Below are 17,115 nucleotides of genomic sequence, written 5' to 3'. Positions count from 1 at the left end.
CACCACCATCACGATGAGCACACGCTACAGGCATTCCCCCTTCGTCCTCACCCTGATCGCAGCCGCTGCGGCCACCGTCACCGTTCCCGCCGGCGCGCAGCAACAGCCGCAAGCCCCCGCCGAAGAACTGCAGACCGTCGTGGTCACCGGCACGTACGCGAAGAACCGGCGCACCACCGATTCCGAATCGCCGATCGACATCATCGGCGCGAAGGAATTGCAGGCCACGGGGTCGACCGAGCTGGCCACCGTGCTGTCACGCCTGCTGCCATCGATGAACTTCCCGCGCCCGTCCGGTGCCGATGCATCGGACGCGGTGCGTCCCGCGCAGCTGCGCGGCCTGGCGCCCGACCAGGTGCTGGTGCTGGTGAACGGCAAGCGCCGCCATGCTTCGGCCGTGGTCAACGTCAACGGCACGGCGGGCCGCGGCTCGGCGCCCGTGGACCTGAACGCGATCCCGCTGGCCGCGATCGATCACATCGAGGTGCTGCGCGACGGCGCCTCGGCGCAATACGGTTCGGATGCGATCGCCGGCGTCGTCAACATCATCCTCAAGAAAGGACCGACCGGCGGCGACGTTGAAATCGGCACCGGCTGGTATGGCGAAGGCGACGGCGAGCAGGTATCGCTGAAGGCATCGGCCGGCTTCGCGCTGGGCGACAAGGGCTGGCTGCGCCTCGCTGCCGAGGGCGCGGACCGCAATCCCACCAACCGCGCGGGGGCCGACAGCCGCAACCGGCTCGAGCCGCTGTACGGCCAGGTCACGCAGCGCTACGGCGATTCGGAAACGAAGCCGCGCAATGTGTTCTTCAACACGCAATACCAGCTGGGCGAGAACACCGACTTCTATGCGTTCGGCCAGTACGGCGAGCGTGACAGCGAGGCGGCCGCCACGTGGCGCACCGCCCTCGTCACGGTGCAGGACCCCGCCGTGAACGGCGTGCTGCCGCCGGTGCGCTACGTGCAGCGTACGCCGCTGTTCGCACAAGGCTTCCTGCCGCTGCAGAACAGCACGTCGACCGATTCGTCGATCGTGGCCGGCGTGCGCGGCGACATCGGCGAATGGCGCTGGGATGCCAGCGTGGACTGGGGACGCAACAGCTTCTGGCTCGACATCGACAATACCGTCAACCAGGACCTGGGCGTGGCCAGCCCGACCCACTTCCACCTCGGCAAGCTGACGAACACGCAATCCGTCGCCAACTTCGACCTTGCGCGTGAAATCCCGGTGGCGGCGTTCTCCGGCCCGCTGACGGTGGCAACCGGCCTGGAAATCCGCCACGAGGAATACGAGATCGACGCGGGCGATGCCGCGTCGTACACCGGGTCGGGTGCGCAGGGCTTCTCGGGCTTCCGCCCCGTCAACGCGGGCAAGAACAGCCGCAGCAACCAGTCCGCCTACGTGAACCTGGAGGCGCAGGTGACGCCGAAGCTGTCCGGCGCGCTGGCCGCCCGGTACGAGCACTACACGGACTTCGGCAGCACCACGTCGGCCAAGGCCTCGGCGCGCTATGCGTTCAACGACCAGCTGTCGGTGCGCGGCACGGCGTCGACCGGTTTCCGCGCGCCGTCGCTGGCGCAGCAGTTCTACACGATCACCACCACCAACTTCGCTGTCGTCAACGGCGAGAACAGGCCGATCGAAACGGGCACGTTCGCCGTCGGCAGCGCCGCCGCGCAGGCGCTGGGCGCCACGCAGCTGAAGGCCGAGAAGGCCCGCAACTACGGCATTGGCGTGCAATGGGCGCCTACGCGCAACTTCAACACCACCGTGGACGTATACCGCATCTTCGTCGACGACCGCATCGCGCTGTCGGCCAACATGACACTGTCGCCGGCCCTGCGCAATACGCTGGCCGCCCAGGGCGTGCAGGTGGGCGCGGGCCGCTATTTCACCAACGCGATCGACACGAAGACCACCGGCGTGGATATCGTCAGCACCTACCGCTGGAACCTGGCCAACCGCGATCGCGTGGACTTTACCGCCGCCTACAACCACAACAAGACGACCGTGGAAAACGTGGCGGCCAACCCGGCGATCCTCAGCCAGAACAACCTGCTGCTCATCGACCGCCAGACCGTGCTGCGCAACACGGTGGGCTCGCCGAAGGACAAGTTCAGCCTCGGTGCCGACTACACGGCGCAGGCGTGGAGCGCCCGGGCGCTGGCCACGCAATACGGCGAGTTCACCGTCCCGCAGAACAACGCGTCGAACGACCAGACCTATGGAAGACAATGGGTACTCGACGTTTCCGCCACCGTGCGGCTGGCCGACAACTGGCGCGTGACCGCCGGCATCGACAACCTGGCCGACAGCTATCCCGACAGGACCACCACCGTGGCCAACCTGAACACGAACGGCATCTATCCGTACTCGAACTTCTCGCCGGCCGGATTCAATGGGCGGTTCTTCTATGCGAAGGTGGGGTATAGCTGGTAAGCGCCTGTCCCCTCAACGAAAAATCCCGCTTGCAAGCGGGATTTTTTTATCGCGACAAAGTTGGCGCAAAAAAAATCCCGGCCTGCGCCGGGATCAACTGCTGTACTTTCCCATGAAGCCCACCATCACGCCGCCTCGCTGCCCAGCAGCGCCAGCTCGATATCGCCCCGCTTCAACTCGGGCGCGAACTGCGTGATGAATTCATACGCATACTGCCGCAGGTAAGCGCCGCGCCGCACGGCGAGGCGCGTGGTATTGGAGGCGAACAGGTGCGATGCCTCGATCGCGCGCAGGCCCTTGTCGCGGCCGTGGTCGAACGCCATCGATGCCACGATGCCCACGCCCAGGCCCAGCGCCACGTACTGCTTGATCACGTCCGAATCCATCGCGGTCAGCACGATGTCCGGCCGCACGCCGGCCTTGTCGAACGCATCGTCGATGTGGCCGCGGCCCGTGAAGCCCACGTCGTACGTGATCAGCGAGAACTCGGCCAGGTCTTCCAGCCGCACCGGCGTGCGCGTCAGCAGCGGGTGGTCGTCGGGCACGACGACCAGGTGGCTCCAGCGGTAGCACGGGAACGACACCAGGTCCGGGAACTGCGACAGGCCCTCGGTAGCGATACCGATATCGGCCTTGCCGGACAGCACCCACTCTGCGATATGCTCCGGCGCGCTCTGCTGCAGCGCGATACGCACGTCGGGGAACGCGGTGCGGAAGTGCGACACGGCGCGCGGCAGCGCATAGCGCGCCTGCGTGTGCGTGGCCGCCACCTTCAGCGTGCCGGTGCTCTGGCCCTTGTATTCCATGCTGGCATGCTGCAGGTTCTCGGCCTCGATCAGCAGGCGGTCGATGATCTTCAGGATGCCCTTGCCAGGGTCGGTCAGGCCCGTGAGCCGCTTGCCGTTGCGCTCGAAGATGACGACGCCCAGCTCGTCCTCGAGTTCGCGGATCTGGCGGCTCACGCCCGGCTGCGATGTGAACAGCGCATTGGCCACTTCGGTCAGGTTGTAGTTGCGGCGGGCCGCCTCGCGGATGGACCGCAGCTGCTGGAAGTTCATATGGAAGCTCCTTCATCGACGAATACGCGCAGGCGTTTCGGCCTCACCACGAGGGTCTCGCCCTCTTTCAGTTCCAGGTTGCGGAACCGCTCATTGGAAATCGTTGCCTCGATCAGCTGCGCATTGTCGGTGCGCTCGAGGTCCAGCTGGGCCAGCGGGCCGATCGCATGCGCGCGGCGCAGCTTGACGACGATGCCTTCCGCGCCGCTGACATAACGGTCCACTTCCATTTCGTGCGGCCGCACGTAGGCGGTGCCCTTCGCGTCGCGCACGTGGGTGTGGTCCGGCACGTCGAGTTGCGCGCCTTCGCTGGCCAGCACGCCTTCATGCACGCGGCCATGGAAGACGTTGACGTTACCGAGGAAGCCATACACGAATGGCGAGGCCGGGTGGTTGTACACCTGGTCCGGCGTGCCGATCTGCTCGACGGTGCCCTTGTTCATCAACACCACCTGGTCGGCCACTTCGAGGGCTTCTTCCTGGTCGTGCGTGACGAAGATGGACGACACGTGCAGGTCGTCGTGCAGGCGGCGCAGCCAGCGCCGCAGTTCCTTGCGGACCTTCGCGTCCAGCGCGCCGAACGGTTCGTCCAGCAGCAGCACGCGCGGCTCCACGGCCAAGGCGCGGGCCAGCGCGATCCGCTGGCGCTGGCCGCCGGAGAGCTGCGGCGGATAACGGTCGGCCAGCCAGTCCAGCTGCACCAGTTCCAGAAGATCTTTCACCTTCCTGCGGATCTGGTCTTCGGAAGGACGCTCGGCGCGCGGCTTGACGCGCAGGCCGAACGCCACGTTCTCGAACACGGTCATGTGCTTGAACAGCGCATAGTGCTGGAACACGAAGCCGACCTGGCGTTCGCGCACGTGGCGGTCGGACGCATCCTGGCCATCGAGCAGCACCTGGCCGGAATCCGGGTGTTCCAGGCCGGCGATGCAGCGCAGCAGCGTGGTCTTGCCGCAGCCCGAAGGGCCCAGCAGCGCGGTCAGTTCGCCGGCCGGGAAATCCAGCGACACGTTGTTCAGCGCAACGAAGTCGCCGAAGCGCTTGTTGATGTTCTTGACTGCGATCGTCATGTCTTGCTCCAGCTTTTATTGACCATTAATTGTTGTCGTCGGCATTGCGCGATTCATGCAGGCGCCACTCGATGAAGGATTTCAGCGCCAGCGTCACCAGCGCCAGCAGGGCCAGCAGGGAGGCGACGGCGAAGGCCGCGACGAAGTTGTATTCGTTGTAGAGGATCTCCACCTGCAGCGGCATCGTGTTGGTTTCGCCGCGGATGTGGCCCGACACGACGGACACCGCGCCGAACTCGCCCATTGCGCGGGCGTTACACAAGATCACGCCATACAGCAGGCCCCACTTGATGTTGGGAAGCGTCACGCGGAAGAACGTCTGCCAGCCGGAGGCGCCCAGCACCACGGCCGCCTCCTCTTCCTCGCTGCCCTGTGCCTGCATCAGCGGGATCAGCTCGCGCGCCACGAACGGGAACGTGATGAAGATGGTCGCGATGACGATGCCGGGCACGGCAAACAAAATCTTGATGTCGTGCTCGGCCAGCCACGGACCGAACCAGCCTTGCGCGCCGAACAGCAGCACATAGATCAGGCCGGAAATCACCGGCGACACGGAAAACGGCAGGTCGATCAGCGTGAGCAGCAGGCTCTTGCCGCGGAACTCGAACTTGGCGATCGCCCACGATGCGGCCACGCCGAACACCAGGTTCAGCGGCACTGCGATGGCCGCCGTGATCAGCGTGAGCTTGATGGCGGCGATCGCATCGTCCTCGCGGATGGCTTCGAGATAGACGTCGAGCCCCTTTTTCAGCGCCTCGACGAACACGGCGATCAGCGGCACGAACAGGAACAGCGTCAGGAACGCCAGCGCCACGGTCACGAGCGCATAACGCACCCAGCGCGGTTCCAGCACTTCGGATACGGACGGCAGTTCGCCGCGCTGCGAAGCTCCACTCATTTCAATGCTCCACTCATATTATTTTCCAGACTTTCCGCGGGCCCAGGCCTGCAGCAGGTTGATACCCAACAGCATGATGAACGACGTGATCAGCATGACGACGGCGATCGCCGTGGCCCCCGCGTAATCGTATTGTTCCAGCTTGGTGATGATGAACAGCGGCGTGATCTCGGAGACCATCGGCATGTTCCCGGCGATGAAGATCACGGAACCGTATTCGCCCGTGGCGCGTGCGAACGCCAGCGCGAAGCCGGTCATCAGCGACGGCAGCACGGTCGGGAACACCACCTTGGTGAACGCCTGCCACGACGACGCGCCCAGCGAAGCGGCGGCTTCCTCGATTTCGCGCTCGGCATCTTCCAGCACCGGCTGGACCGTGCGCACCACGAACGGCAGGCCGATGAAGGTCAGTGCCAGCACCACGCCGAGCGGCGTGAACGCGACCTTGATGCCCAGCGTGCCTTCGACGAATTGGCCGATCCAGCCATTCGACGAATACAGCGCCGTCAGCGTGATGCCGGCCACCGCGGTGGGCAGCGCGAACGGCAGGTCGACCAGCGCATCGATGAAGCGCTTGCCGGGAAAACGGTAGCGCACCAGCACCCACGCCACGATGAAGCCGAAGACGGCATTGATCGCGGCGCCGATCAGCGAAGCACCGAACGTGAGCCGGTAGGAAGCCATCACGCGCTCGGACGTGACGGCTTGCCAGAAGCCCTCCCACGTCATCGTGAAGGTTTTCAGGAACAGTGCCGACAGCGGGATCAGCACGATCAGCGTCAGGTAGAAGATCGTGAAGCCCAGCGAAAGCTTAAAGCCCGGCATCACCCGGTACGGCGCCCGCTTCCTTGCTTCGAACGGCACCGGTTGCGTTACCGGCAGTACTGCAGACATGGTGGCCTCTTATTACAATTTCGGATAATGAGGCCGAAGTCTCGCATCTGGGCGTTATAAACCAAACTAACCTTTTGTCATTTGCTTAGATGCAGGAACTGATATGACGCAACCATGCGGGCTGCCAGCCAGTTTCTCCGGGAAATGTTTCCTAGAACCGGGGGCGCAGCAGGGGTTTCGAGGAGCATGCTCCTCGCCTGCGTAGCGGAGAAGGCTCTGCCTTCTCCTCCCCTGACCCCAAGTTCAGGAAATGTTTCCTAGATTTAGGGTCTGACCCCGGTTTCAGGCAACAAAAAACCCGGGCGGACCCGGGTTTGTCGTGATGCGGTGCCGCTTACTTGTTCGGCTGCGGCGTCAGGCGCAGGTACGGTTTCGGGGCGGTGAAGCCTTTCGGGTACTTCTGCTTGATCACTTCCGGATCCTGCACGGTCAGCGGAATGATCACGTCGTCGCCATCCTTCCAGTTGCCCGGGGTGGCCACGGTGTGCTTGTCGGTCAGTTGCAGGGCGTCGATGACGCGCAGGATTTCGTCGAAATTGCGGCCCGTGCTCATCGGGTACGTGAGTTGCAGGCGGATCTTCTTGGCCGGGTCGATGAGAAACACCGAGCGCACGGTGGCGGTGGCCGATTGTTCCGGGTGGATCATGTCGTACAGCGTGGCCACTTTCTTGTCGGCGTCGGCGATGATCGGGAAGCCCACGACGGTCTTCTGCGTTTCCTCGATATCCTTGATCCATTCCTTGTGCGCATCGGCCGGGTCGACGGACAGGGCGATCGCCTTCACGTTGCGCTGGTCGAATTCGGGCTTGAGCTTCGCGGTCAGGCCCAGTTCCGTGGTGCAGACGGGCGTGAAGTCGGCCGGGTGCGAGAACAGCACGACCCAGGAATCGCCCGCCCAGTCATGGAACTTGATGCGGCCAATCGAGGAATCCTGCTCGAAGTCAGGTGCGGTATCGCCAAGGCGTAGCGTCATGGAGTTCTCCAGTAATAGACAAAGATCAATATTGTAGTGGTTTCATATTCTGCGCCCGATCCGCCAGCAATTGCAACTGCTGCTGGCCGAACAGCCAGTCGCGCAGGTTGGATTCGGCATTGATGTGGCCCAGGGCCCCGGCGTCGATGAAGGTGCTGTTCCAGCGCTGCGCCCATTGCCGCGCGCGCTCGATCGGCATCCACGGATCGTTCGTGCTGCCGATCATGATGGAAGGGATGGACAGCGGTTCATGCGGCAGCAGCGCAGCCACGCCGAACTTGTCCGGATCGGCCGGGCCTACCAGCAGCAGGCCGGCCACCCCCGCCGGATCGGCGGCCACGCTGTGCACCGATGCCAGGCAACCGAAGCTGTGGGCGACGATCAGCACGGGGCGCGTATCGCGCCGGCGCATTTCGTCGACCCGCGCGCTCCATACCGGCAGGACCGGATCGCTCCAGTTATCCTGCCGCACCCGCTCGAAGGCGGGATACAGGCGCTGCCAGCGGCTTTGCCAGTGCTCCGGACCGCTGTCGTGCAAGCCCGGCGCCACGAGCACGCGGAATCGCGAAACATTGCCAGCCATGCGCCCTCTCCTTCCCCAGGCCGGGCCGGTTATTTCTGGTAGATCTGGTCGAACACGCCGCCATCGGCAAAGTGCGTTTTTTGCGCCTTGGCCCAGTCACCCGACACATCGGCAATGGTGAACAGCTTGATGGCCGGGAACTGCGCCGCGTATTTCCTGGCTTCCTTTTCCACCGTCGGGCGATAGTAGTTCTTGGCGATCAGCTCCTGTGCCGCATCGGTGTACAGGAAATTCAGGTACGCCTCGGCCACCTTGCGGGTGCCGCGCTTGTCGACGACCTTGTCGACGACGGCCACCGGCGGTTCGGCCAGGATCGACACGGACGGCGCCACTATCTCGAACTTGTCCGGTCCCAGTTCCTTGATGGCCAGCAGCGCTTCGTTTTCCCAGGCGATCAGCACGTCGCCGATACCGCGCTCGACGAAGGTGGTGGTGGCGCCACGGGCGCCGGAATCGAGTACCGGCACGTTCTTGTAGAACTTCTTCAGGTAGTCGCGCGCGGTGGCATCGGTGCCGCCCGGCTGGCGCAGCGCGTAGCCGTAGGCCGCCAGGTGGTTCCAGCGCGCGCCGCCGGAGGTTTTCGGATTCGGCGTGATCACGGCGACACCCGGCTTGACCAGGTCGCCCCAGTCCTTGATGCCCTTCGGATTGCCCTTGCGGACCAGGAACACGATGGTCGAGCTGTAGGGCGTGGAATTCTTGGCCAGGCGCTTCTGCCAGGCCTTGTCGACGATGCCTTTTTCCGCGATCGCGTCGATGTCGTAGGCGAGGGCCAGCGTGACGATGTCCGCCTGCAGGCCGTCGATCACGGAGCGGCCCTGCTTGCCCGAGCCGCCGTGCGATTGCTTGACTTTCACGTTGTCGCCCGTTTTTGCCTTCCATTCCTTGGCGAAGGCGGCGTTGACGTCCTGGTACAGCTCACGCGTCGGATCGTACGATACGTTCAGCAGCGTGATGTCGGCCGCGTGTGCGGTCAGCGATACGGCGAGGGTCGTAACAACTGCGGCGGCCAGCGTGGAAAGTTTTTTGGACAGCATCTGATTCCCCTTTTTGTTGGAGGTTGCAGGTTAGCTGCTGAGCTTATAAATGAGAACGAAGTTTTCGTCCATTCCTTATGCATAAAACTTATAACGCCGCCCCGATCACCAGAACCGGTTGAACAGCACGACACCCCACGTGGCTGCGGCCAGCAGGCAGGCCATCAGCACGGCGGCGCTGCCCAGGTCCTTGGCATTCTTGGACAGCGGATGGCGCTCCAGCGAAACGCGGTCGACCACGGCTTCGATGGCCGAATTGACCAGCTCCACCATCAGCACGATGACAAGCACGCCGATCAGCGCGAGTTTCTGGAAAGCGGACACCGGCAGCAGCAGCGCGACGGTGGCGGCGAAGGTAAAGACAACCAGCTCCTGCCGGAATGCAAATTCGTTGCGCCAGGCGGTTTTCAAGCCGTCGAACGAGTAGGACAGGGCGGACAGGATGCGCTTCAAGCCATTCTTGCTCTTGAATTCGCTGATGGGTTCGGCCATGGAAATGATCTGGAAAGTAAGTGCGCCATTATAGCGATCCGGCATGGTCATGATACGCGTCCAATTTCCCATTATTTTCACATCATGGTATAAATAACCGGACACATACTGCACCGCACCAACCACATCATGAAAATCGAATCCGTTCCAGAACAAAAAACGACCATTCAGGTCATCGAACGCATGGTGGGCCTGCTCGATGCGCTGGCGAAGTACCCGGACCCGGTAAGCCTGAAGGAATTATCGAAGGTTTCGGGGCTGCACCCGTCGACGGCGCACCGCATCCTGAACGACCTGGTACTGACGCGCTTCGTCGACCGTATCGAGCCGGGCACATATCGCCTTGGCATGCGCCTGCTGGAATTGGGCAATGTCGTCAAGAGCCGGCTCTCGGTACGGGAAGCGGCGCTGGACTTCATGCGCGCACTGCACAAGAAAACCCAGCAGACCATCAACCTGTCGGTGCGCCAGGGCGACGAGATCGTTTATATCGACCGCGCGTTCTCCGAGCGCTCCGGCATGCAGGTGGTGCGCGCGATCGGCGGCCGCGGGCCGCTGCACCTGACATCGACGGGCAAGCTGTTCCTGTCCGTGGATGAACCGAAGGCGATCCGCGCCTATGCCACGCGCACCGGGCTGGCGGGGCACAACAAGAATTCGATCACGGACCTGTCGAAGCTCGAACGCGAGCTGTCGCTGGTGCGCTCGCGCGGCTATGCGCGGGACAACGAGGAACTGGAACTGGGCGTACGCTGCATGGCCGCCGGCATTCGCGACGACAGCGGCAAGCTGGTGGCGGGCCTGTCGATCTCGGCGCCGGCCGACCGCCTGCAGGATGACTGGCTGGAAGACCTGGTCAATACCGCCAACCAGATCTCCGCCACGCTGGGTTACATGCCGGCCGCGGAGTGAGTCATCGCGGCGGCGCCGGCACTGAGCGCGCTGCCGGTACCCATGGCCGTACCGATGGTGGTGCCGCTGCCGACGGTTTCGGCGAACGGCGCCGGCCGCAAGGCCGTCAGCCACTTCTTCATGCGCATCGCATCGGCCACGCGCGCCGCGGTGCCCTTTGCATCGAGCAGCACCATGATCACGGAGCGCCCTTCGATCACGGCCTGCATCATCACGCAGCGGCCCGCTTCGTTGATGAAGCCCGTCTTCTGCAAGCCGATCTGCCAGCCGGACGTGGGCACCACGAGGCCATTGGTGGTACCGAACTGCACCGGACGGCCATTGCGTTCGATCACGGCCTTGGCATCGGTGGAAAACTCGCGCAGGATCGGGTGTTCATAAGCCGCCATCGCCAGCTTCGCCAGGTCGCGCGCGCTGGCCACGTTCTGTTTCGACAGCCCCGTCGAGTCGGCATAACGCGTGTCGGTCATGCCCAGCGCGCGCGCCTTGGCGTTCATCGCGGACACGAATGCGGGCAAGCCACCCGGGTAGTTGCGGCCCAGCGCCGAAGCGGCCCGGTTTTCCGAACTCATCAAGGCGATGTGCAGCATGTTGCGGCGCGTCAGCCTGTCGCCCACCTTCAGGCGCGAGCTGGAGAACTTGGCGCGGTCGACATCGTCATCGGTGACCGTGAGTTCTTCTTCCATGTCCTGGTTGGCTTCGACGACGACGAGACCCGTCATCATCTTCGTGATCGAGGCGATCGGCAGGGCCACGCCGGCGTTCTTTTCGAACAGCACTTCGGCATTGGCCTGGTCGACCACGAGCGCCACGTTGGACTTCAGGTCGAGCGGGTCGCGCGTGAGGTTCAGGCCGGCCAGGTCGCCCATCGTGGGCCGGGCGGCAACCACGGCAGGCACGGCCGCCGCGGCCACGATGGCGCGCTGGTAGACCACCCTTTTCTTGCCCCGCACGGTCACGACGCGGCGCACGACCTTGCCACGCGGCTCAGCCACGGCCTTGCGGCGCACGCCTGCTTTCTTGACCACCTTCTTCTTGGCGGAAACCTTTTTTACAGCAACCTTCTTGGCACCGTTCGCTGCCTGCACGGTCGTCACCGGCAAGGAGATGCACAAGGCGGAAATCAAGGCGGCTACGATCACTTTGTACATACGATATCCCCGGTCAGCAGCTGTACGTCATTGGTACGATACGTTGCAGTGTAGCAAAACACTGATCGCGCACAATCGAATTTCACATTGTCGAGCACAAAATTCCACCGAATCGATAGCGCAATCAACAACCCTGACGCAACGCTGCAACGAAAAATTATCGGTCAATAAATTCTGTCATGAAGGTGGCAAAACCGGCGACGGGCTCGCGCTCGGTAACCAGCGAATTCTCGATCCTTGACGGATCGGCAACGCCGAGCGCCATTCCGCACACCACCATTTCATTGTCGGGCAATGCCAGCCGTTGCGCAATGATTGCATGGAATTGTGTAAAGGCCGCCTGCGGACAGGTATCGAGGCCGCGTGCCCGTGCGGCCACCATCACATTCTGCAGGAACATGCCGTAGTCGAGCCACGACCCCTGTTCCATGCTCCGGTCGATCGTGAAGATCATCCCGACCGGCGCATCGAAAAAGTTGAAATTGCGGGCATGCTGGGCGGCCATGCCTTCCTTGTTGTCGCGCGTGAGCCCCAGCAGCGAGTACAGATCCCACCCAACTTTACGACGACGGTCGATATAGGGCGATTTCCATTCGCGCGGGTAATACGCATATTCTTCCTGGTGCCGGCGATTCAGTTCCGGGTCGCGATAGGCCGCCGTGATGCTGGCGCACAGCGCGTCGCGCGCGGCGCCCGTCAGCACATAGGCCTTCCACGGCTGCGTATTGGTGCCGGACGGCGCCCGGCTGGCCACCTCGAGGATCGCGGCGATGTCTTCGCGCGCCACCGGTGTCGGAAGAAAGGCGCGGATCGACCGGCGCGACGTGATGGCGGCATCGACCGCCTGCTGTGCGGGAGTAGAAATCATCGCTATTCCTGTTATTTCTTGACCACGAAGAATACGCCGGCCACGGCCAGCGCCATGCCCGCCACGCCGAGCGGACTGAATGCTTCGCCGAACATCAGCCAGGCCATCAGCGCGGTCGTCGGCGGTGTCAGGTAAAGCAGGCTTGTTACACGTGTCGCATCGCTGCGGCGGATCAGCGCGAACAGCAGGAAGATGGCACCGATCGACAACCCGAACACGGACCATGCCAGCGCGCCGCCGAAACGCGGCGTCCATTCGACCGCCGCGAACGCGGGCGTCAATCCTTCGAACACCACGGCAAAGGGCAGCGTTGCAACGAAGCACGCGGAAAACTGGATCGCCGTCCCGGTGCGCAAATCGAATTGCGGACAATTGCGCTTCTGGTACAAGGTACCCGCCGTAATCGACAGCAGCGCGCCCAGGCACAGGGCGATCGCTTGCCAGGACAGGCCCGTCAGCGTGATCTTCGCATACACGACCAGCGCCACGCCGGCCAGCCCGAAAACCAGTCCCAGCCATTGGCGCGGCGTGACGCGCTCGCCGATCAGCGGCGCTGCGAAAGCGGTCAGGATGGGTTGCATGCCGACGATCAGCGCCGACAGCCCGGCAGGCATGCCCAGCTTGATCGCGCACCACACACCGGCCAGGTAGCCGCCATGCAGCAGCAGGCCGGCCACGGCGATATGCCCGGCCTTTCCTTTCGGCCACGGCGCCTTCAGCAGCCAGACCAGTGGCGCCAGCACGGCCATCGCGCAGGCATAGCGCAGCAGCAGGAACGTCAGCGGCGGCGCATACGGCAGGCCGAATTTGGCCACGATGAATCCCGTGCTCCACAGGAAAACGAAAAACAGGGGAACCGGCGAGGCAAGCGAGGACATCTCTTTAGTCTAACACGGCAGGGTTGACTGGACCGTGCTGTTGCCAGTGCCGATGCGCGCCTTTGTGCAATGCACAAATTTTTGACTCGTTGCCGCGTTGCCATGAAGCGAATGCAATGCGCTCAGGTGTAATGCATCAGTTTTGCTTCTGTCAAATGCCGCGAGAAGCGACAGCCATAGCTTTGCTGCAATGCACAAACCTCGTTGTGCTTCGGTATTGTCAAACGTGGCTGATCCGTTCTCGGTGCATGCACAATTTGACGTTATTCCGTTATTGCAAAATGTGACTGGACTGTTCCTCGTGGCAATAAATAAAAGACGCTTGAGCTCGATGTTGTCCAACGTGACTGCCCCGTTCTTTGGTGCAATGCACAAATTTCGCTTGACTTAATTTTGCGCAGCCGTAAAATTGGGCATGTTGCGTTGCACAATAGCTGTCATAGACCACAGCAAGCTTTCATCAACGATATTCCATTTCTGGAGAGCCACATGTTTTCGATTCCTGAGCAATTTTCCAATGCGACCAAGGCGAGCTTCGAAAGCCAATTCGCGATTTTCTCCACCCTGACGAACAAGGCGTTCGAAGGCGTTGAGAAGCTCGTCGACCTGAACCTGACGGCTGCCAAAGCTTCGCTGGAAGATACCTCCGCCACCGCGAAGCAACTGCTGGCTGCCAAGGATCCGCAAGAATTCTTCTCGCTGAGCGCTTCGCGTGCCCAGCCGAACGCCGAAAAAGCCATCGCTTACAGCCGTAACCTGGCATCGATCGCATCGGGTACCGCCGCCGAGTTCTCTAAGGCCGCCGAAGCACAGATCCTGGAAACCAACCGCAAGGTCGTCGCGCTGGTTGACGAAGTGAGCAAGAACGCCCCGGCCGGCACCGAAAACGCCGTGGCCCTGTTCAAGTCCGCACTGGGCAGCGCCAACGCCGGCTACGAGCAGATCACCCGTACCGCCAAGCAAGCCGCTGAAACCTACGAAGCCAACGTGAACGCCGCCGTGAACCAGTTCACGTCCGCCGTCAAATCCGCACCGGCCGCCAACGCCGCCGCGGCTGCCGCGTAATATCTGCGCCGGCCGCGCCGGCGCACTGAAAGCATCGCTGTCCCAGGTCTCCTCGGCATCCGTGGATCCTCTCAGCGGATGTCCTTCGCATGCCCCGGCTGGTTCGGGGCTTTTTTTCGCTCCTCTTCTATACAGTTTATCCAAAATAAGATAATCTGTTTAGAAATTGACTTGAGATGCCACTTGCGAGGACATGATGACCGACATGAAGCTGCCAACTTACGATGACGTCGTTGCCGCCGCTGGCCGTATTGCCGGGCATGCCCACCGCACGCCTGTGCTGACATCGCGCACCGCCAACGAACAGCTGGGGGCCGAGCTGTATTTCAAGGCCGAAAACTACCAGAGGATGGGGGCATTCAAGTTTCGTGGCGGCTTCAATGCGCTGGCGAAATTCGACGCGGCACAGCGCGAGGCCGGCGTCGTCGCGTTCTCGTCGGGTAACCACGCGCAGGCGATCGCCCTGTCGGCGAAGTTGCTGGGCATTCCAGCCACGATCGTGATGCCGCTCGATGCCCCGGCGGCCAAGGTGGCCGCAACGCGCGGATACGGCGCCACGGTCGTTACCTATGACCGCTATACCGAGGACCGCGAACAGATCGGCCGCGACCTGGCGGCAAAGCATGGCCTGACGCTGATTCCGCCCTACGACCATGCCGATGTGATCGCCGGCCAGGGCACGGCGGCAAACGAACTGTTCGAGGAAGTGGGCGAGCTGGACTACCTGTTCGTGCCGCTCGGCGGCGGCGGGCTGCTGTCCGGCACGGCGCTGGCGACGCGGGCGCTGTCGCCCCGCTGCAAGCTGTTCGGCGTTGAGCCGGAAGCCGGCAACGACGGCCAGCAATCGTTCCGCGGCGGCGCCATCGTCCACATCGACACGCCGAAGACCATCGCCGACGGCGCGCAGACCCAGCACCTGGGCAACCTGACCTTCCCGATCATCCAGCGCCACGTGGACGACATTCTCACGGTAACCGACGCCCAGCTGGTCGACGAGATGCGCTTCCTGGCCAGCCGCATGAAGATGATCGTCGAACCCACCGGCTGCCTCGGCCTCGCCGCCGCCCGCGCATTCGGCGACGCACTGCATGGCAAGAAGGTGGGCATCATCATCAGCGGCGGCAACGTCGACCTGCCCCGCTTCGCCGAATTGCTGGCCTAAAAAACTGGGGACGTACCCCTGTTTAGAGGCAATTTCTGAACTTGCAGACAGGCCGGCTCGCGTATAAGCCGATTGTTTCCTGAAAACAGGGGTACGTCCCCAGTTTTTCCAGGGGGCAGCGATTATTCGCCGAGGTAGGCGGCTTTTACGCGCGGGTCGTGCAGCATGTCGTCCGCATTGCCCGTCATGGTGATCGCGCCGGAATCCATCACGTAGCCGCGATTGGCGGCCTGCAGCGCCAGCTTGGCGTTCTGCTCCACCAGCAGGATCGTGATGCCCTGCTTCGACACATCGCGGATCACCTCGAAGATCTTGTCGACCATGATCGGCGACAGCCCCATCGACGGCTCGTCCAGCAGCAGCAGGTGCGGATGGCACATCAGTGCGCGCGCCATGGCCAGCATCTGCTGTTCGCCGCCGGACAGCGTGCCGGCCAGCTGCGCCGAGCGTTCCTTCAGCCGGGGGAAGATGTCGAACCACTTGGCGATGTCGGCCTCGATGCCAGCCTTGTCGTTGCGCGTGTAGGCGCCCATCATCAGGTTTTCGTGGATCGTCATGCGCGTGAAGACGCCCCGCCCTTCCGGCACCATCGCCAGCTTTTTCTCCACGAGATGGAAGCTCTGCATGCCCTTCAGCGGCTGGCCCAGGTAGGCGATCGTGCCTTCCACCTTGCAGGCCGGCAGCGTGCCGGTGATGGCCTTGAGCGTCGTGGTCTTGCCGGCGCCGTTGGCGCCGATCAGCGTGACCAGTTCACCCTCGTTGACTTCCAGGTCGATGCCCTTGACGGCCTTGATGCCGCCATAGGCGACGTGAAGGCCGGAGATTTTCAGGACATTTTTTGCGCTATCGACCGCCATCAATGCGACCCTCCCAGATAGGCGTCGATGACGGCCTGGTTGCTTTGGATTTCATGCGGCAGGCCTTCGGCGATCAGCTTGCCGTATTCGAGCACGCTGATGCGGTCGCACAGGCCCATCATCAGCTTCACGTCATGCTCGATCAGCAGCACGGTCTTGCCTTCGGCCTTGATCTTGACGAGCAGTTCGCGCAGCGCCAGTTTTTCGGTGGCGTTCATGCCGGCGGCCGGCTCGTCGAGCGCCAGCAGTTGCGGGTCGGTGGCCAGCGCGCGGGCGATTTCCAGGCGCCGCTGGTCGCCATACGACAGGTATTTCGACGTGCGGCTGGCGAACTGCCCGATGCCCACGAAGTCCAGCAGTTCCTGCGCACGGATGCGGATCGCCTTTTCCTCTTCGCGCGCCGCCTTGTGGCGGAAGACCGCGCCGAACACGCCCTGGTGCGTGCGCACATGGCGCCCCACCATCACGTTTTCCAGTGCCGTCATCTCGCCGAACAGGCGGATGTTCTGGAACGTGCGGGCGATGCCCGCCTTCGCCACCGCGTGCGGCGCCGAGGGCGAATACGGCTTGCCGGCCAGTTCGAAGGTCCCGGTATCGGGCTGGTACAGGCCCGTGATCACGTTGAAGAACGTGGTCTTGCCGGCGCCGTTCGGACCGATCAGGCCATAGATCTGGCCCCGTTTGATGTTGATGCGGACGTCCGTCAGCGCCTGGAGCCCGCCGAACCGTTTATTGACGCCCTGGATGTTCAGGATGACTTCTTCGCTCATCTGTTTT

The 17,115-nt window shown here is 63.0% G+C and carries 17 protein-coding genes; 4 read left to right on the top strand and 13 right to left on the bottom strand.

All coding sequences use genetic code 11. The features are described from left to right. Nucleotides 1–13: 13 nt before the first annotated feature. On the top strand, nucleotides 14–2,440 hold the full coding sequence (locus tag ACY65G_RS24490; protein ID WP_464999894.1) for a TonB-dependent receptor plug domain-containing protein: 2,427 nt from the start codon (nucleotides 14–16) through the stop codon (nucleotides 2,438–2,440). Between the two features lie 125 nt (nucleotides 2,441–2,565). On the opposite strand, the gene ACY65G_RS24485 is transcribed toward ACY65G_RS24490, so the two are convergent. The 8 genes from ACY65G_RS24485 to ACY65G_RS24450 all read right to left on the bottom strand — a co-directional run bounded on the left by ACY65G_RS24485 (nucleotide 2,566) and on the right by ACY65G_RS24450 (nucleotide 9,490). After that, nucleotides 2,566–3,498, bottom strand: a complete 933-nt coding sequence (locus ACY65G_RS24485; protein ID WP_464999893.1) for a CysB family HTH-type transcriptional regulator — start codon at nucleotides 3,496–3,498, stop codon at nucleotides 2,566–2,568. Then, nucleotides 3,495–4,568, bottom strand: coding sequence for a sulfate/molybdate ABC transporter ATP-binding protein (locus ACY65G_RS24480; protein ID WP_464999892.1), 1,074 nt, complete (start codon nucleotides 4,566–4,568; stop codon nucleotides 3,495–3,497). The genes ACY65G_RS24485 and ACY65G_RS24480 overlap by 4 nt, the downstream gene beginning before the upstream one ends. Before the next feature lie 25 nt (nucleotides 4,569–4,593). Continuing rightward, the gene (cysW, locus tag ACY65G_RS24475) at nucleotides 4,594–5,466 is read right to left on the bottom strand and encodes a sulfate ABC transporter permease subunit CysW (protein ID WP_464999891.1); all 873 of its coding nucleotides are present in this window, start codon (nucleotides 5,464–5,466) and stop codon (nucleotides 4,594–4,596) included. Nucleotides 5,467–5,484: 18 nt separating this feature from the next. After that, nucleotides 5,485–6,360 carry a sulfate ABC transporter permease subunit CysT gene (gene cysT, locus ACY65G_RS24470; protein ID WP_464999890.1) on the bottom strand — a complete coding sequence of 292 codons (876 nt, stop codon included), beginning with the start codon at nucleotides 6,358–6,360 and terminating at the stop codon, nucleotides 5,485–5,487. A 334-nt stretch (nucleotides 6,361–6,694) separates the two neighbouring features. Continuing rightward, complete coding sequence (locus tag ACY65G_RS24465; protein WP_464999889.1) at nucleotides 6,695–7,333, bottom strand: peroxiredoxin; 639 nt, start codon at nucleotides 7,331–7,333, stop codon at nucleotides 6,695–6,697. 25 nt (nucleotides 7,334–7,358) lie between these two features. Continuing rightward, nucleotides 7,359–7,916, bottom strand: a complete 558-nt coding sequence (locus ACY65G_RS24460) for an RBBP9/YdeN family alpha/beta hydrolase (protein WP_464999888.1) — start codon at nucleotides 7,914–7,916, stop codon at nucleotides 7,359–7,361. Nucleotides 7,917–7,945: 29 nt separating this feature from the next. Further along, nucleotides 7,946–8,953: a sulfate ABC transporter substrate-binding protein gene (locus ACY65G_RS24455; RefSeq protein ID WP_464999887.1), complete on the bottom strand. Its 1,008-nt coding sequence runs from the start codon at nucleotides 8,951–8,953 to the stop codon at nucleotides 7,946–7,948. A 105-nt stretch (nucleotides 8,954–9,058) separates the two neighbouring features. Beyond that, a complete protein-coding gene (locus ACY65G_RS24450) occupies nucleotides 9,059–9,490 on the bottom strand; it encodes a diacylglycerol kinase (RefSeq protein WP_464999981.1) in 432 nt (143 codons plus the stop codon). 84 nt (nucleotides 9,491–9,574) lie between these two features. Here ACY65G_RS24450 and ACY65G_RS24445 point away from each other — a divergent pair, with 84 nt between their 5' ends. Next, nucleotides 9,575–10,357 (top strand): IclR family transcriptional regulator, encoded by a 783-nt coding sequence (locus tag ACY65G_RS24445; protein WP_130187879.1) that lies wholly within the window; start codon nucleotides 9,575–9,577, stop codon nucleotides 10,355–10,357. Here ACY65G_RS24445 and ACY65G_RS24440 read toward each other — a convergent pair. The 3 genes from ACY65G_RS24440 to ACY65G_RS24430 all read right to left on the bottom strand — a co-directional run bounded on the left by ACY65G_RS24440 (nucleotide 10,336) and on the right by ACY65G_RS24430 (nucleotide 13,254). Then, on the bottom strand, nucleotides 10,336–11,508 hold the full coding sequence (locus ACY65G_RS24440; RefSeq protein WP_464999886.1) for a serine hydrolase: 1,173 nt from the start codon (nucleotides 11,506–11,508) through the stop codon (nucleotides 10,336–10,338). The two genes, ACY65G_RS24445 and ACY65G_RS24440, sit on opposite strands and share 22 nt — an antisense overlap. Before the next feature lie 157 nt (nucleotides 11,509–11,665). Beyond that, nucleotides 11,666–12,376, bottom strand: coding sequence for a nitroreductase (locus tag ACY65G_RS24435; RefSeq protein WP_464999885.1), 711 nt, complete (start codon nucleotides 12,374–12,376; stop codon nucleotides 11,666–11,668). Between the two features lie 11 nt (nucleotides 12,377–12,387). Further along, nucleotides 12,388–13,254 carry a DMT family transporter gene (locus ACY65G_RS24430; RefSeq protein WP_464999884.1) on the bottom strand — a complete coding sequence of 289 codons (867 nt, stop codon included), beginning with the start codon at nucleotides 13,252–13,254 and terminating at the stop codon, nucleotides 12,388–12,390. A 489-nt stretch (nucleotides 13,255–13,743) separates the two neighbouring features. Here ACY65G_RS24430 and ACY65G_RS24425 point away from each other — a divergent pair, with 489 nt between their 5' ends. Next, on the top strand, nucleotides 13,744–14,319 hold the full coding sequence (locus tag ACY65G_RS24425) for a phasin family protein (protein ID WP_464999883.1): 576 nt from the start codon (nucleotides 13,744–13,746) through the stop codon (nucleotides 14,317–14,319). A 196-nt stretch (nucleotides 14,320–14,515) separates the two neighbouring features. Next, nucleotides 14,516–15,481 (top strand): threo-3-hydroxy-L-aspartate ammonia-lyase, encoded by a 966-nt coding sequence (locus tag ACY65G_RS24420; RefSeq protein ID WP_464999980.1) that lies wholly within the window; start codon nucleotides 14,516–14,518, stop codon nucleotides 15,479–15,481. 122 nt (nucleotides 15,482–15,603) lie between these two features. Here ACY65G_RS24420 and ACY65G_RS24415 read toward each other — a convergent pair whose 3' ends face one another. Continuing rightward, nucleotides 15,604–16,338: an ABC transporter ATP-binding protein gene (locus ACY65G_RS24415; RefSeq protein WP_464999882.1), complete on the bottom strand. Its 735-nt coding sequence runs from the start codon at nucleotides 16,336–16,338 to the stop codon at nucleotides 15,604–15,606. Beyond that, a complete protein-coding gene (locus ACY65G_RS24410; RefSeq protein ID WP_464999881.1) occupies nucleotides 16,338–17,108 on the bottom strand; it encodes an ABC transporter ATP-binding protein in 771 nt (256 codons plus the stop codon). The genes ACY65G_RS24415 and ACY65G_RS24410 overlap by 1 nt, the downstream gene beginning before the upstream one ends. Nucleotides 17,109–17,115: the final 7 nt, after the last annotated feature.

It is taken from the genome of Pseudoduganella sp. jia 12 (genome assembly GCF_055502675.1).
Note: the sequence above shows the minus strand (reverse complement) of the source record. Positions and strands in the feature narration are given on the sequence as shown.

What these genes read in the sequence shown, in the direction of transcription:
- ACY65G_RS24490 (WP_464999894.1), top strand. Translation starts at nt 14, where the DNA reads ATGAGCACACGCTACAGGCATTCCCCCTTCGTCCTCACCCTGATCGCA.
- ACY65G_RS24485 (WP_464999893.1), bottom strand. Translation starts at nt 3,498, where the DNA reads ATGAACTTCCAGCAGCTGCGGTCCATCCGCGAGGCGGCCCGCCGCAAC.
- ACY65G_RS24480 (WP_464999892.1), bottom strand. Translation starts at nt 4,568, where the DNA reads ATGACGATCGCAGTCAAGAACATCAACAAGCGCTTCGGCGACTTCGTT.
- cysW (WP_464999891.1), bottom strand. Translation starts at nt 5,466, where the DNA reads ATGAGTGGAGCTTCGCAGCGCGGCGAACTGCCGTCCGTATCCGAAGTG.
- cysT (WP_464999890.1), bottom strand. Translation starts at nt 6,360, where the DNA reads ATGTCTGCAGTACTGCCGGTAACGCAACCGGTGCCGTTCGAAGCAAGG.
- ACY65G_RS24465 (WP_464999889.1), bottom strand. Translation starts at nt 7,333, where the DNA reads ATGACGCTACGCCTTGGCGATACCGCACCTGACTTCGAGCAGGATTCC.
- ACY65G_RS24460 (WP_464999888.1), bottom strand. Translation starts at nt 7,916, where the DNA reads ATGGCTGGCAATGTTTCGCGATTCCGCGTGCTCGTGGCGCCGGGCTTG.
- ACY65G_RS24455 (WP_464999887.1), bottom strand. Translation starts at nt 8,953, where the DNA reads ATGCTGTCCAAAAAACTTTCCACGCTGGCCGCCGCAGTTGTTACGACC.
- ACY65G_RS24450 (WP_464999981.1), bottom strand. Translation starts at nt 9,490, where the DNA reads ATGCCGGATCGCTATAATGGCGCACTTACTTTCCAGATCATTTCCATG.
- ACY65G_RS24445 (WP_130187879.1), top strand. Translation starts at nt 9,575, where the DNA reads ATGAAAATCGAATCCGTTCCAGAACAAAAAACGACCATTCAGGTCATC.
- ACY65G_RS24440 (WP_464999886.1), bottom strand. Translation starts at nt 11,508, where the DNA reads ATGTACAAAGTGATCGTAGCCGCCTTGATTTCCGCCTTGTGCATCTCC.
- ACY65G_RS24435 (WP_464999885.1), bottom strand. Translation starts at nt 12,376, where the DNA reads ATGATTTCTACTCCCGCACAGCAGGCGGTCGATGCCGCCATCACGTCG.
- ACY65G_RS24430 (WP_464999884.1), bottom strand. Translation starts at nt 13,254, where the DNA reads ATGTCCTCGCTTGCCTCGCCGGTTCCCCTGTTTTTCGTTTTCCTGTGG.
- ACY65G_RS24425 (WP_464999883.1), top strand. Translation starts at nt 13,744, where the DNA reads ATGTTTTCGATTCCTGAGCAATTTTCCAATGCGACCAAGGCGAGCTTC.
- ACY65G_RS24420 (WP_464999980.1), top strand. Translation starts at nt 14,516, where the DNA reads ATGACCGACATGAAGCTGCCAACTTACGATGACGTCGTTGCCGCCGCT.
- ACY65G_RS24415 (WP_464999882.1), bottom strand. Translation starts at nt 16,338, where the DNA reads ATGGCGGTCGATAGCGCAAAAAATGTCCTGAAAATCTCCGGCCTTCAC.
- ACY65G_RS24410 (WP_464999881.1), bottom strand. Translation starts at nt 17,108, where the DNA reads ATGAGCGAAGAAGTCATCCTGAACATCCAGGGCGTCAATAAACGGTTC.